Source organism: Micromonospora sp. NBC_01699, assembly GCF_036250065.1.
GTDB lineage: Bacteria > Actinomycetota > Actinomycetes > Mycobacteriales > Micromonosporaceae > Micromonospora_G.
Genome location: NZ_CP109199.1, coordinates 3,374,770 through 3,390,736, shown reverse-complemented (window position 1 = coordinate 3,390,736; position 15,967 = coordinate 3,374,770). Strand labels below are relative to the sequence as shown.

The window sequence follows — 15,967 nt, the reverse complement described above, 5'->3', positions numbered from 1 at the left end:
CACCTTCACCAATCAGCCAGAAATCGTTTGCTCCTCGTTCAGTCGGACAACCACGAGATCCGCCAGCGCCGCCGGAGTCGGGCACTGGTAGAAGACGTCCGCCGGCCATTCCACACCGGTCAGGACGCCCAGGTGGTCGCGCAGTTCGATCGCGGTCACGGAGGACAGGCCCAGATCGAAGAACTCGTCCTCGGCGCCGATCTCCACCGCCGAGTCGTGCCCCAGCACGGCGGCTGCCAGTTCCCGTACCCCGGTCAGGACCGCGACGTCCCACTGGTCGCGGGGCAGCGCCGCCAGGGCTGTTCGCAGACCTCCGTCCGGCGCGGGACCGACCGGGACCGGCTCGGCCACCGGTTCGGGACGGGCGACGGGTGCCGGCGGCTCCGGGACCCACGGGGGTGCGGCGGCCGTCGGCGCCCCGCCGGCCGGGTAGGCGCGGACGAGGCGTACGGCCGGGTCGGTGGCTGCCACGGCCTGCCACAGACCGGCCACCGCGGCCCGGGGGTCGAGGCCCGGATCGACCGCCACCGCCACCGTGGCCCGACCCCTGTCGACCAGCTCCGCCGCCGACGGGTCCGTCCGGTGTCCGACCGAGACCAGCGCGACGAGGGGCGCCGTCACCCCTTCGAGACCGGTGCCGGCGCGCACCAATGCCGCCGAGAGGGTCGTCAGGTCCCCCGGGTTCCCGGCCGGGAGCGCGCCGGGCGGGCACCCGACACCGCCAGTGACCAGGCAGCGGGCACCGGCCAGCAGGACCGCGTCCACCATCGCGGCCGTCAGCTCGTCCGCCGGCCCGGCGACCAGGACATCGCCCTGCGGTCGCCACCGGTCGGCCGGCGGCGCGTCGACATACTCGCTGACGAACACGCCCTCCGGCCGGATCCGCGCCTCGCGGTAGCCGGCGGCGATCACCGCGCACAGGCGGGTACGGGCCCGGGCGTCGGCCTCCGGTGGCAGGTCGACCACATGGTCGCCGGCCGCGCTGGTGCCGCCCCGGGTGAGGATCCACAGCGGTACACCCGGCGTGGCGACCGGCTCGGCGCCCGGCAGCGCGATCACCAGGTCCGGTCGCTGGGTGCCGTTGACCGACACCCGCGCGCCGTGCCTGGTCAGGGCGCCGACGAGGGCGTCGGTCAGCTCCTCGTCGCTCGTCGGCGATGGAAGAAGCGCAACGACACAATCGAGCGCCGGGACCGGCACGTCCGGCACGTGCCGCCATTCCACCCGCTGTCGGATCGGCGGAAGCACCCCCGCGCGGAACCGGGCCACGGCCGCGAGGACCTGGATCGGTGTCTCGTCACCGCGCAGGTCCAGCAGGCTCAACGCGGTGGTCGGATCGTCGAAGTCGATCGTCGGCCAGGGGGCGTCGGACGCGGGCCGCGCCGCCGGCCCACCCACCACCGGTTCCGGCCAGTAGCGGCGGCTCCGGAACGGGTACCGCGGCAGCGGGCGGCGCCGGACCGGCCGGTCCGCGTGCACGGCCCGCCAGTCGACGGGCAGTCCGTAGGTGTGCAGGGCGCCGAGCGCTTCGGCCGCGGCGCGAACCTCGTGCCGGTCACGCCGGGCCAGTGCCACCGCAACCACCGGGGCGTCCGGCAGGCAGGCTCTGGCGGCGGGAGCGAGCACGGCGTCCGGGCCGAGTTCGAGGAATGCGGTGGCGCCGGCCCGGTCCGCCGCGTGCACGGCGTCAGCGAAGCGGACCGAGCCACGCAGTTGGTCGACCCAGTACGCGGGCGAGATCATCTTCTCCTCGGTCCGTACCGTGGAGATGATCGGAATCCGGGGCTGCTGGAACGCGATCGTCTCGGCCACCGCCCGAAACTCGCCCAACGCCGGCTCCACCCGTGGCGAGTGGAACGCCACCCCGACACGCAGACGGCGCGTACGGTGCCCAGCGGCGGCCAGCAGATCGGCCAGTTCCAGCACGGCGTCCTCGTCGCCGGACAGCACGACCGCGCGAGGAGCGTTCACCGCGGCGATCGCCACCCGGTCCGCGTAACCGGCCGACAGCGCGAGCACCTCGTCCTCGGCGGCGCGTACCGACACCATCGCACCGCCCGGTGGCAGGCCGGCCATGGCACGCCCCCGCGCGGCGACCAGGGTTGCTGCGTCGTCGAGCGACAGCATGCCCGCCACGAAGGCCGCCGACAGCTCACCGATCGAGTGGCCGACCAGCATGTCCGGCCGGAGCCCCCACGAGGACACCAGCCTGTACTGGGCCACCTGGAGGGCGAACAGGGCAGGCTGTGTGTACTCGGTGCGGTCGAGCAGGTCGCCGTCGCCGAACACCGCGTCCCGCAACGGGGTGTCGAGCGAGAAGCGCGCACACACCTCGTCGAAGGCACGGGCGTACGCGGGAAACGCCTCGTAGAGGCCGCGTCCCATCCCCGGTAGCTGGCTGCCCTGACCGGTGAACATCAGCACCAGCCGCTGCCGCCCGGAAACGGCTCGCAGCACTCCCGGCACGGCGCGATCGCCGGCCAGCGCGGTCAGTCCCGCGCGCAATGCCGCCTCGTCCGGACCCGTGACCATCGCCCGATACCGGTGGGCGGCCCGGCCGGTGGCCAGGGAGTACGCCACGGCCGGCAGGTCGGCCGTCATCGTGGCCGCCAGCCGCGCCGCCTGCTCCCGCAACGCCGCCTCCGAGCGAGCCGACAGCAACCACGGCACGCCGTCCAGGGAGGGCTGGCCCGCCTCGACGGCCGGCGACGGTGGTGCCTGCTCGATCACCACGTGGGCGTTGGTGCCGCTGATCCCGAACGAGGAGACGCCCATCCGCCGCGGACCCGGATGCTCCGGCCAGGGCTGCGCCGACGCCAGCAGCTCGACGTCGCCCGCCGCCCAGTCGACGTGTGGGGACGGCGCGTCAAGGTGCAGGCTGCGGGGCAGCAGGCCGTGCCGGATCGCCAGGACCGCCTTGATGACGCCCGCGACTCCGGCGGCTGCCTGGGCGTGCCCGACATTTGACTTGATCGACCCGAGCCACAGTGGCCGTGGACGGTCGTGGCCGTACACCGCCAGCACGGCCTGGGCCTCGATCGGGTCGCCCAGGGCCGTGCCCGTACCGTGCGCCTCGACCGCGTCGACGTCCGCCGGGCGCAGGCCCCCGGCTTCGAGGGCCGCGCGGATCACCCGCTCCTGGGCGGGACCGTTCGGTGCGGTGAGGCCGTTGCTCGCCCCGTCGGAGTTGACGGCGCTGCCGCGCAGCACAGCCAGGACCTCATGGCCCTGGACACGAGCGCGGGACAGTCGCTCCACCAGGAGCACACCGACGCCCTCGCCCATGCCCGTACCGTCGGCGGCCGCGGCGAACGGTTTGCACCGCCCGTCCGGGGCGAGCCCGCGCTGCCGGCTGAACTCCACGAACACGGCGGGCGTGGCGAGAACGGTCACCCCACCGGCGAGGGCGAGATCGCACTCCCCCGCCCGGATCGCCTGCGCGGCGAGGTGCAGGGCGACCAGCGACGACGAGCAGGCGGTGTCGACGGTGACCGCCGGGCCCTCCAGCCCGAACGTGTACGCCACCCGTCCGGACAGCACCCCACCACCGACCCCCGGGGCGAGGAACCCCTCGGCAGCCGCGCCCTCCAGGAGCCGGCCGTAGTCCTGGTACATGGCACCGATGAAGACACCGGTCCGGGTGCCTCGCAGGGTGCCCGGATCGATCCCCGCGTCCTCGCAGGTCTCCCAGACCGTCTCCAGCAGCAGCCGCTGCTGCGGGTCCATCGCCACTGCCTCGCGGGGTGACACCCCGAAGAAGGCGGCGTCGAACTCGGCCGCGCCGGACATGAACCCGCCGGACCGGGCGAGGGAGGTTCCGGCCACGGCCGGATCCGGGTCGAGCAGTTGGTCGAGTGGCCAGCCCCGGTCCTCGGGGAAGGGCACGATCGCGTCGCGCTCGGCGACGAGCAGGTCCCAGAGGTCGTCCGGGCCGCGTACGCCGCCGGGCAGCCGGCAGCCGATCCCCACCAGCACCACGGGATCGTCCGCGTCGCCACCACCGGATCCTCCGGCCGGCGTCGTCGCCATCGCCGCGCCGGTTCCCGCGAGCCGGTCGTCGAGGTGCCGGGCCAGCGCGGTCGGGTTGGGATGGTCGAACACGAGCGTGGCGGGCAGCCGCAGCCCGGTGGCGGCGGCGAGCCGGTTGCGCAGCTCGACCGCGCTGAGCGAACCGAAGCCGGCGTCCTTGAACGCCCGATCCGGGTCGACCAGGTCGGGTGAGGCGTGTCCCAGCACGGCGGCGGCGTGCCCGAGCACCAGTTCGAGCAACACCTGACGCCGGTCGGCCGGGGTCTTCCCGGCGAGGCGTACGGCGAGCTCGGAGTCGACGGCCCCGCCTGCACGGACGGCAGTACGCCTCGTGGGTGCCCCGACGGTCGCACGGAGCATCGGCGGCACGTCCGCCCCCGCAGCCCGCAGCGCGGGCAGGTCGAGCCGGATGGGCACGAGCACCGGATCGGGTGCCGCCAGGGCGGCGTTCAACGCGGCAAGTGCGTCGTCGCTCGCGAACGGCGGGAAACCCGAACGGCGCAACCGGTTCAGATCGGCGCCGCCGGTCATGTCGCTCTCCGCCCCCCACAGCCCCCAGGCCAACGAGACGCCCGGAAGGCCGCGGGCCTGTCGCAGGCGGGCCAGCGCGTCGAGTCCGGCGTTGGCGGCCGCGTAGTTGGCCTGGCCCAGACCGCCGAGCACGCCGACCGCGGAAGAGAACAGCACCAGCCTGGCCTGCGGCCGGAGCTCGTGCAGGAGCCAGGCCGCGTCGAGCTTGGGCCGCAGCACCCGGGCGAGCCGCTCGGGCGTCAGGTCGGTGACGAGTCCATCGTCGAGAACACCCGCGGCGTGGACGACCGTGGCGATGTCGACCGTGCCGAGCAGCGAGGCCAGCTCGGCTCGGTCGGCGACGTCACACGCCACCACGTCGACGCGCGCACCGGCCGCGGTCAGCTCCGCCGCGAGCGCGGCCGCGCCCGGGGCGTCCGGCCCGCGCCGGCTCGCCAGCACGAGGGTACGGACGCCAAGCGCGTGCACGAGATGCCGGGCAACGAGCCGGCCCAGCGTTCCGGAGGCGCCGGTCACGAGTACCGTGCCCAGCTCACCGATCGGGGCCGGGGTCGGGGCGACGCGGACCAGCCGCAGTTCACGCCCGGCGCCGGCGGCGAGCCCGAGCTGCGGCTCGCCCGCGGCCAGCGCGGCGGGAACGGCCGCGATCGTGGCGTCGTCGTCGTCCGCGAGATCGAGCAGCGCGAAGCGGTCGGGATGCTCCAGCTGCGCGCACCGCACCAGGCCGGCAACCGCGGCTTCGCCGGCGTCGTCGAGCACCCGACGGGTGACGACGACGAGCGTCGACGTGGCGTGGCGTTCCTCGGCGAGCCACTCCCGTACCAGGGCGAGCGCGCGTTCGGCGGCCGCCCCGGGCGTGCCGGAGGGGGCCGGGACCAGGACGAAGCGCGCGGCGGCGTCGGTGGGCCGGACCTGGAGCAGCTCCGCGAGGCCGGGGTCGCGCACCGCGTACCCGTCGATCGGCCCGTCGGGCAGGGACCGTGCCGCCCATTGTGGGCGCAGCAGGTCACCGCGGTCCGGCAGGCCGAGGGCGCCTTCCGGAAGCGGGCTCAGCACGAGTGCCTCGATCGACGCGACGGGAGCGTTCGACGGGTCGACGAGTTCGACGCGGACCGTGTCGGCGCCGACCGCAGAGAGCGTGACGCGTACGGTGTCCGCGCCCGCCGCGTGCACCCGGACGCCCGACCATTCGAATGGCAGTGACGGACGGTCCGGTGGGCCGCTGAGGAAGCCACTGAGCGCCACCGGGTGCAGACACGCGTCGAGGAGGGCGGGATGGATGCCGAACTCGCCCGGCTCGGCCCCGGGCAGCGCGACCTCGGCGTACATGGTGCGGTCAGAACCCCGCCACATCGCCCGTACGCCCCGGAAGACCGGCCCGTACCGAAGCCCCGCACCCTCCAGCCGGTCGTACATCTGCTCCACGTCGAGCGGTTCGGCATCGACCGGCGGCCAGGTGCTCTGCGGCGGCCGTGGTTCGTCGTCGCCGGGCACGAGGATGGCGGTGGCGTGCGGCGTCCAGTGGCCGGCGCCGACCCGGGTGTGCACGGTCAGTGCCCGGGAGCCGTCCGGCTCGGGCTCGGCGACATCGATGCGCAGCCGGATGTCGACGTCGTCGGGCACGACGATCGGGGCGAGCAGGGTGAGCTGTGCCGTCGATCCGCAGCCGGCCTCGTCGCCGGCCCTCGACACCAGGTCCACCATCGCCGCTCCGGGCAGCACGACCTGCCCCTGGACCGCGTGGTCGGCCAACCACGGGTGGGTGGCCAGGGAGATCCGTCCGGTCAGCACGAGCGTGCCGGTGCCGGACGCGGCGGCCCGGAGGAAGGGATGCCCGACGGCATCGAGACCCAGGGTGGTCGCGTCGCCGCCGTGGGTCGTGGGCAGCCAGTACGACTCGGTCACGAACGCGGTGGTGGGCAGCTCGACGGGACGGGTGCCGGGCCAGACCATGGACCAGTCCGGCCGGACCCCCCGGACGTGCAGGTGTGCCAGGGCGCGGACCATCTGTTCGAGGCCGCCCTCGTCGCGCCGCAGGGTGTGCAGGACGGCGACGTCGGCGCCGATGGCCTCGACGGTCTCCTGGGCGCCCGTCGCGACCACCGGGTGGGGGCTTACCTCCAGCAGCCTCGTACAGCCGTGGTTGACGAGCGCGGTGACAGCCGTGTCGAAACGCACGGGTTCGCGCAGGTTGCGGTACCAGTATTCGGCGTCGAAGGCATCATCGCCGTCGATCCATCGACCTTCGACCGACGAGAAGAAGGGCACCGTGGGGACCTGCGGCGTCACCGGCGCAAGGGCGGCAAGCACTTCTTCCCGTACGGCCTCGACGTGCGCGCTGTGCGACGCGTAGTCCACGTCCACGCGTCGCACCCGGACGCCTTCGGCCTCAAGGGCGGCGAACAACTCGTCCAACGCGTCGCCGTCCCCGGAGACGACGACGGAGGTCGTACCGTTGACCGCGGCCAGCGAGAGTCTTCCCGCCCAGGCCCGCAGGCGGTCGCGGACCTCGTCGGCCGGCAACGCCACCGACATCATGCCGCCGAGGCCGGACAGTTCCACCAGTGCCCGGCTGCGCAGCGCCACCACCCGGGCGGCGTCCGGCAGCGACAGCGCCCCGGCTACGCACGCCGCGGCGATCTCGCCCTGGCTGTGGCCGGCGACGGCGGCCGGCCGTACGCCAACGGATCGCCACACCTGCGCCAGCGCGACCATCACCGCGAACAGCACGGGTTGCACGACGTCGACCCGGTCGTAGCCCTGGTCGCCGCGGAGCACCGCGGTCAGCTCGAAGTCGACGTACGGTCGCAGGGCGGTCTCGCACTCGGCGATCCGTTCGCGGAACACCGCGCTCGTCTCCAGTAGCCGCACCGCCATGTCGCGCCACTGTGCTCCCTGGCCGGGGAAGAGGAAGGCCACCGGGCCGGGCGATCCGGTCACGCCCTCGACCACGGCCGGCGACGGCCGTCCGGCGGCGATCTCGGCAAGGCCGGCCAGTAGAGCGGCACGATCGGTGCCGCAGACGACGGCACGGTGCTCGTGCCCGGCCCGTGCCGTCAGCAGGGACCAGGCGACGTCGGCCGGATCGAGATCGGGCCGTGACGCCAGGTGCTCGGCCACTTTCGCGGCTTGGGCACGCAGTCCCGCCGGCGAACGGCCCGACACGGCCCAGGCCGACGGCCACCGGCCGCCCTGCACCGCCACCGCGGCGGTGACGGCTGGTGCCTCTTCGAGAATCACGTGGGCGTTCGTGCCGCTGACGCCGAACGACGACACGGCCGCCCGGCGGGGTTCGTCGCCGGGTGGCCACAGCACCTCCTCGGCGAGCAACTCCACCGCACCCGCCGACCAGTCCACGTACGGGGTGGGCGCGTCCAGCCGCAGGGTACGGGGCAGCACGGCGTGGCGCATGGCCATGACCATCTTGATGATCCCGGCGACACCCGCGGCGGCCTGGGTATGCCCCAGGTTCGACTTGATCGAGCCCAGGCGCAGCGGGACCGGGCGCTCCCGACCGTAGACGGCGAGCACGGCCTGGGCCTCGACCGGGTCGCCCAGCGGAGTGCCGGTGCCGTGTGCCTCCACCACGGCGACCTGGGCCGGGGTGAGACCCGCGTCGACCAGGGCGTCCCGGATGACCCGTTGCTGGGCCGGGCCGTTGGGGGCGGTGAGGCCGTTGCTGGCGCCGTCGGAGTTGACGGCGATGCCGCGTACCACCGCGAGGACCCGCCGGCCGGCGGCGAGCGCGGCAGAGTGGCGCTCCAGGACCAGGACCCCGACACCCTCGGACCATGCCGTCCCGTCGGCAGCCGCCGCGAACGGCTTGCACCGCCCGTCGGGTGCGAGCCCGCGCTGCCTGCTGAACTCCACGAAGGCGCCGGGGGTGGCCATCACGGTCACGCCACCGACGAGCGCCATGTCGCACTCCCCCCGGTGCAGCGCACGTACGGCCTGGTGCAGCGCGACCAGTGACGACGAGCACGCCGTGTCCACCGTGACGGCCGGGCCACGCAGGCCGAGCTGGTAGGACACCCGTCCGGACACGACGCTGCCGCCGCCCTGGGAGCCGGGATAGTCGTGGTGCATCACCCCGGTGAAGACCCCGGTACGGGTGTCGCGCAGAGCGGTCGGGTCCAGACCGGCCCGCTCCACGGCCTCCCACGAGGTCTGCAAGATCAGCCGTTGCTGCGGATCGGTGTGCAGCGCCTCCTTCGGCGAGATGCCGAAGAAGGCGGCGTCGAAGTCCGCCGCGTCATGCAGGAAGCCACCGTCACGGACGGTGGAGGTGCCCGGGTGGTCCGGGTCGGGGTGATACAACAGGTCCAGGTCCCAGTCGCGGTTGCGCGGGAAACCGGTGATGCCGTCCCCGCCCTCGTGGACCAGGGACCAGAGGTCCTCGGGTGAGTCGACGCCGCCGGGATAGTGGCACGCCATGCCCACGATCGCGACCGGCTCACCAGCCCGCTGCTCCACCTCGCGGAGCCGCTGCCGGGTCGACTGCAACTCCGCGGTGACCCGCCGCAGGTACTCCCGTAGCCTGTCCTCGTTCGTCATTGGTTGCGCCCCTCCTGCCCCGGTACCGGGCTGCCGAGTTCGGCGTCGATCAGCGCGAAGACCTCGTCGTCCGTCGCGGTGGCGAAGGCGTCCAGCGACGCCGGACCCGGACCCGGCGCCAGGGCCGCGAGCAGGTCACGGACCCGCTCCGCCACCCGGTCGCGGGCCACGTCGTCGGCCGCCGCGCGTCTCAGCTCGGCGGCGAGCCGGTCGAAGTCGGCGAAGAGAGCGGGCAGGTCACCGGGGGCTGCCTCGCCGCCGAACCGCCCGTCGAGGTGCTCGACCAGGTCGGCCGGTGTGGGATGGTCGAAGACGAGAGTCGCCTCCAGCGACAGCCCGAGTGCGGCACCGAGTCGGTTGCGGAACTCCACCGAGCTGAGCGAGTCGAAACCCAGCTCCTGGAACGCCCGGTCCGGGTCGATCGCGGCGGCACCGCCGTAGCCGAGCACGGCGGCGGCCTGGCCACGGACCAGCATGGACAGGCGTGCCCGCCGCTGCGTCGGGCTGAGCTGGGTGAGGCCGTGCTCGACGGGCTCGATGGGGGCCGCTTGCAGGAGGCCACGCAGCAGAGGGGGCACGACGGCCGTCCCGTGCGGGTGCAGCCGGACGGCGACGACGTCCGGGGCCCGGCCGGCCAGGGCGGCGTCCAGCAGTCGCAGTCCCGCGTCGACCGGCAGACGCTCGATGCCGGTGCGCCCGAGCCGGTCACGGTCGACGACCATGCCGCCATCAAGGCCCCAGGGGCCCCAGGCGACGGAGACGGCCCGGCCGCCGGCCGCCACGCGATGCCGTGCGAGCGCGTCGAGGTACGCGTTGGCGGCCGCGTAGTTGCCCTGACCGGGACCGCCGAGCACGCCCGCGAGGGAGGAGAACAACACCAACTCGGCATCCGGCAACAACTCGTGCAGGTGGAAGGCGCCGTCGGCCTTGGGACGCCACACCACGTCGAGCCGGCGGGCGTCCATTGCGGTGACCACTCCGTCGTCGAGCACACCAGCGGCGTGCACGACCGTGGTGATCGACCGGCCCGCCAGCAGCGCCGCCAGGGCGTGCCGGTCGGCGACGTCGCACGCGGCGACCTCGACCCGGGCGGCCAGCCCGGACAGGCCAGCGGGCAACCGGCCGCCGCGGCTGACCAGCAGCACGTCCGTCACCCCGTGCCGCTCGACGAGGTGACGTACCACCGGCGCCGCGAGGGTGCCGCTGCCTCCGGTGACAAGCACCGTGCCGAGGCCGCGCGGCTCGGGCGCCTCGGTGACCGGGGCACGAACCAGCCGTGCCGCCAGTAGCTGACCGTCGCGCACGGACAGGTACGGTTCGTCACTGGCCAGCGCGCCGGCCAGTAGCCGGGCCAGCGCCCCGGGGTCGTCGGCGTCGATCAGCGTGAACCGGCCGGGGTGCTCGGACTGCGCCGACCGCACCAGCCCCCAGGCCGCAGCGGTGGCCGGATCGGGGTTCACGGCGACGAACACGAGTCGGGCGGCGGCGAACCCGTCATGGGCGAGCCAGTGCCGCACCTGGCCGAGAACGTCCCGGGTGAGCGCGTGGGCCGCGGCCGCCGCCGGTCCGCCCGACGTGACCGGCACGATCACCACCGGCGGGACGTCGAGCAACTCCGCCAGGGTGTTTACCCGGCGTACCCTCGCGCCGGCGGCGCCGAGTGCGGCACCGACGCCGGCGGAGTCGGGGCCGACGACGACGTGGCTTCCGGGCGGGCCGTCATCGGCGGTGTCCACCGGTAGCCAGTCGACGCGGTGCAGCGGCTCGGCAGCGGCACCCGCCGGGCGCAGCGTCACCGAGTCGACCGACGCCACCAGCTGACCGGCGGCGTCGGTGAGTTGCACCGCCACCGTGCCGGGCCGGACGGGGGTCACGCGGGCCCGGACGGAGACCGCCCCGGGGACATGCACACGGACACCGGACCATGCGAACGGCAGGTGCGGACGATCGCCGACGACGAAGCCACCAAAGGCCACGGAATGCAGGGCGGCATCGAGCAGGACCGGGTGCAGGGCGTACGGTCCGGCGTCGCCGCCGGGAAGGACCACGTCGGCGTACACGGTGTCGCCGGCGCGCCAGGCTCGGCGTAGGCCCTGGAAGGCGGGCCCGTAGCCGGACAGCCGCTGGTAGAGGCCGGTGAGGTCGAGTTCCTCGGAGGCGGCGGGCAGGGGCGGCGACTCGGCGGCGTCATGGCCGGCCGGGGCCAGGGCCCCTGTCGCGTGTCGGGTCCACGACCCGCCGGAGACCCGTGCGTGCACCTCGAAGGCGCGTCGCCCGCTCGGGTCCGGTGACGCCACGGTGAGTCGCAGGTCGGTGTCATCGAATGGCAGCGGCACCTCGGTCACCAGCTCGACGACGACCGGATGGCCGAGCCGGCCTCCCGCGTGCAGGGCCAGCTCGACGAGGAAGGTCCCGGGCACCAGTCCGGCACCGTCGACGGTGTGGTCGGCGAGCCAGTCCTCGGCGTCGCGCGAGATCCTCGCGAGGAACAGGTGACCGTCGGGAAGCTCCACCAGCTCGGGCCGTCGGTGGATGGCCCGGCGGCCGCCGCCGACCCAGTGCCGGTCGCGCGCGAACGGATAGCCGGGCAGCGACAGCCGGCGCGGACGATCGGGTGGCGGGATCGTGATCTCGGCACCGGTGACCCACGCCTCGGCCAGCGCGTCGAGGTCGTCGCCGATCACCGGTCCGGCCGTACGCCGTCGCCGTCCCCGATGACTTCCGACGCCGGTACGCAGCGCGGCGACGACCTCGGCGGTACTGGTGGCCACGACGGCGAGCCGCTCGTCGAAGTGGTCGCGCCCGGCCCAGAGGGTGAACGCGAGCGCTGCCGGATCCACCGGGACGGCGGTTGCCGCGAGCTTGACGGCCAGCTCGGCGGGGGTGGTCTCGCCGTCGATCGTGGGACGGACCCCGAACACGGCCTCGATCCGGTGCGCGAGCTCCGCGAGGTCCGGGTAGTCCAGGCCGAGTTCCGCGAACGGCTCGTTCGGATTGTCCGCGGTTCCCCCGACCTCGGCCAGCACCGCAGTGAGGGCCGCGGAGACGTCCCCGCCGGCGCTCTCCAGATAGGTCACCAGCTCCGCCACCGCCTGATCGAGACGGGTGGTGTCCTGGGCGGAGACCACGAACATCCGGGGCCTGACCGGCTCCGGCACGGCCTCCGGCGCGGGATGTTCGGCCAGGACGACATGCGCGTTGGCGCCGCCGGCGCCGAAGGAGCTGATCGCCGCGACGCGCGGTACGCCGTCACGCGCTTTCCAGGTCGCCAGGTCGCGCTGCACGCGGAAGCGTGACCTGTCCCAGTCCACCGCGGTGGTGAGCGGATCGGCGTGCAGTGACGGAACCAGTTCCCGGTGACGCAGCTGGAGCACCACCTTGGTGAGCGCCGCGATGCCCGCCGCCGACTCCAGATGCCCGACGTTCGACTTGACCGACCCGAGCGGCCAGGGGCCCCGGCCGGCTCCGATCCGGTCGAAGGCCTGCTCCAGCGCCGCCACCTCGATCGGATCGCCGAGGCTCGTACCGGTGCCGTGCGCCTCAAGGTAGCCGAGGTCCGCGGGATCCAGGGCGGACCGCTCCAGCGAGTCCGCGATGAGCGCGGCCTGCGACGCCGGGTTGGGGACGGAGAAGCCCCCGGTCCGGCCACCGTGGTTCACGGTGGTGGCGCGGATGACGGCATGTACGTGGTCGCCGTCGCGGATGGCGTCGCGCAGCGGCCGAAGCAGCACCACACCGACGCCCTCGCCGGGCACGTAGCCGTCCCCGCCTTCGCCGAACGCGCGGCAGCGGCCGTCCGTCGACAGGAAGGAGGACTGGCTCAGCAGCAGGTACTTGTTCGGATGGACCGCGAGGTTGACCCCACCCGCCAGAGCCGCCTCGCACTCGCCCCGCCGGATCGCGTCGACGGCGAGGTGCAGTGCGGTCAGGGAGGACGAGCACATGGTGTCCAGGGCGACGCTGGGTCCCCGCAGGTCGAGGAAGTACGACACGCGATTGGCGATCGACGCGCTGAACGACGAGGGCACCGGTCCGGGTTCACCGCCCACCCCGTGCAGCTGGTACTGGTTGTACATCACGCCGACGTACACTCCGACGGCTCGTCGGCGCCAGGCCGACGGCGCGTGCCCGGCCTCCTCGAACGCGTGCCACGCCTCCTGGAGGAACAGTCGTTCCTGTGGGTCCAGCACGGCTGCCTCGTTCGGCGAGATATGGAAGAACACCGCGTCGAACTCGTCCACGCCGTCGACGAACCCGCCCCACCTGCCGTACGAGCGACCGGGCACGCCCTTGCTCTCGGCGTGGATCGCGGCGTGGTCCCACCGGTCGGCGGGTACCTCGGTGACGCAGTCGCGGCCGGACCGCAGGTTTGCCCAGAATTCGTCGAGGTTGCGGGCCATCGGATAACGACCGCTGATGCCGACGATCGCCACGGCGTCGTCGACGTCGTCCGGTTCGCGGTTCCCCTCGGCGGTCGGTCCGCTCTCTTCCTCGGCGGTTGGTTCGCCGTCTTCCTCGGCAGGCGGTTCGGTGGCTTCCTCGGCAGCCGGCTCGGTGGGGGCGAACTCGGCGGTGATCCTGGCCGCGTCGCCAACGAGGGCCACGACATGGGACCGGCCACTGCCCACGGCCCGCAGCAGCACGTCCACGGCGGTCGGAGTGTCCATCGCCCGCAGGCCCATCCGCCGCAGCCCCTCGGCGTCGACCGGCATGCCGCCCTCGGCCCACGCCGGCCAGCCCACCGACACGATGTCCCGCCGGCCCTCCGCGAACCGGTCCAGAAAGGCGTTCGCGCACGCATAGTCCGACTGGCCCGGGTTGCCCCAGGTGCCCGCGGTGGAGGAGCACAGCACCAGGAAGTCGAGCGTGAGGTGTCGGGTTGCCTCCTCAAGGTGGCGAGCGCCGTCCACCTTGGGCGCCAGCACCGCGCGGACATCCTCGGCGCGCTTGCCCACGATCAGCCCGTCCCGGAGGATCGCGGCCGCGTGCACGACCCCGGTGAGGCCACCGAACCGGGCCAGTGCGGTGTCCACCGCCCGGCGGACGTCCTCCGCGCTGGTCACGTCCATGACGATCGTGGCGACCTCGGCACCCAGGCCGGTCAGCTCCGCGATCACGGCCGGATCGGCCGGCGTGCGCCCGCACAGCACAAGCCGCGCCCGCACGGTCCGGGCCAGGTGCCGGGCCAGGGCGAGTCCGACCCCGCCGAGGCCGCCGGTGATCAGGTAGACACCGTGCGGACGCAGCCGAGCGGCCCCGTCGGGCACCGGCATCGGGCGGACGGCGCGGACCTGACGGGTGCCGTCCACGTACCGGACGTCCACCTCGGGCAGGCCGGCGGCGAGCTCGGCCAGGGCGTCCGCCCGCCGGGGTGACCGCACCACGGCCGCACGAACGCCGGGGTGCTCGCGGGTGAGGGTCCGGAACAGACCGCTGACAGCGGCGACCGGTGTGTCGTCCGCGAGGTGGCAGACGAGCCGGAGGGAGCCTCTCCCGGCGTGCATGGCGGCCTTGGCGAACTGCGTCAGCGCGACCGCCTCGCCGGCGAGATCCTGCGGGTCCGCGGGGAGCCAGAGCACATCGTTCGCGGTGGTGGCCGCGAGCATCGCCGGCCATTCCCGCCGCGTCCGCGCGTCGATCGTGAGCAACGGCGCCGGTACCGGGCCGGACGGCAGCGGCGCCGCCCGCCAGTACGGCTCGAACCACACGACCTCGGTCGGTGCCTCGCTCACCGGGGCCTCCGGCACCGGCCCGGCCACCACCCCGTACGACCGCAGATGCTCGACCAGCGAGGCGTACGTGTTGTACTCGAACAGCAGGGTCGGTGAGAAGTCGGTGCCGAAGACCTGTTCCAGGTCCGTCGCGACGCCCAGCAACGCCGTGGAGTCCAGGCCCAGCTCGTAGAATCCGATCGTCTCGTCGAAGTCGGCACCGCCGACCCGTTCCTCGATCAGTTTGTGGACGACCCCGTCCACCGGTTCGGGGGAGGGTTGTACGGCGTCCAGCCGGGTGATGGCGGACTCGTCGCGGATCCGCTTGGACGTCAGGCCGTGCAGCCACAGCTGAACCGACCCGTTGTCGTCGTAGAAGTCGAGGTCGCACGTGGTCAGGTCACCGTCCGGACCGGCGTGGCGAGGCGGGGTGGCATGCACCAGGTTCCGGGACCCGAGCTGCCCGCGGGCGCGGACCGACTCGATCAGCATCGGGATGTACGGCCGCGCCGGGCCGCCGGTTCCGGCCGGGGCGAACTGGGTGGGCAACAGTGTCGACGAGTCGAGCGCGGCCGGGTGCAGGTGGAAGTAGCCGGCGTACGGGGCGGCCTGCGGGCTCAACGAGAGTTCCGCGAGCAGTTCCCCCCGGGCGACGTGCAGGGTGCCCCGGGCACGCATGAAGTCACCGTGCTCGATGCCGGTCGTCCGTACCGTCGCGTACAGGTCGGCCATGTCGACGATGTGGTCCGCCCGCGCCCGCAGAGCCGCCAGGTCTCGGGTCTGCTCCGGAAACGGCAGGTCGAGATGCAGCTGGCAGTCCAGTACCGCCTCGGTGAGCCCCGACGGGCGACGGGTCCCCGTGATCGACACCCGGAAACGTCCGCCGTCGGCGGTGAATCGCAGGGTCAGTTCCGTGTCGAAGTCCGGCCCGGCCGCGACCGGGTTGCGGAACAGCACCCGGCGCAGTTCGGCCTGTGCGGTGTCGATACCCCGGACGTGCAGGATCCGGTAGATCATGTCGAGAATCGACACGCCGGGCAGGATGCGCGTGCCGTGCACCCGATGGTCGCGCAGCACCGGATCGCTGCCCCGGACCAGCACGGAGCACGTCAGTCCGTCCAAGGTGTCCATGAGTTCCCTTC

The 15,967-nt window shown here is 73.7% G+C and carries 2 protein-coding genes; both read right to left on the bottom strand.

The genetic code is table 11. From position 1 onward, the window contains the following. Positions 1-12 precede the first annotated feature (12 nt). On the bottom strand, positions 13-9,114 hold the full coding sequence (locus OG792_RS14870) for an SDR family NAD(P)-dependent oxidoreductase (RefSeq protein ID WP_329110179.1): 9,102 nt from the start codon (positions 9,112-9,114) through the stop codon (positions 13-15). Next, on the bottom strand, positions 9,111-15,956 hold the full coding sequence (locus OG792_RS14865) for an SDR family NAD(P)-dependent oxidoreductase (protein WP_329110178.1): 6,846 nt from the start codon (positions 15,954-15,956) through the stop codon (positions 9,111-9,113). The genes OG792_RS14870 and OG792_RS14865 overlap by 4 nt, the downstream gene beginning before the upstream one ends. Positions 15,957-15,967: the final 11 nt, after the last annotated feature.

Bases quoted from the DNA above. Each gene is read 5' to 3' on its own strand.
- OG792_RS14865 (WP_329110178.1), bottom strand. From the start codon at position 15,956: ATGGACACCTTGGACGGACTGACGTGCTCCGTGCTGGTCCGGGGCAGC.
- OG792_RS14870 (WP_329110179.1), bottom strand. From the start codon at position 9,114: ATGACGAACGAGGACAGGCTACGGGAGTACCTGCGGCGGGTCACCGCG.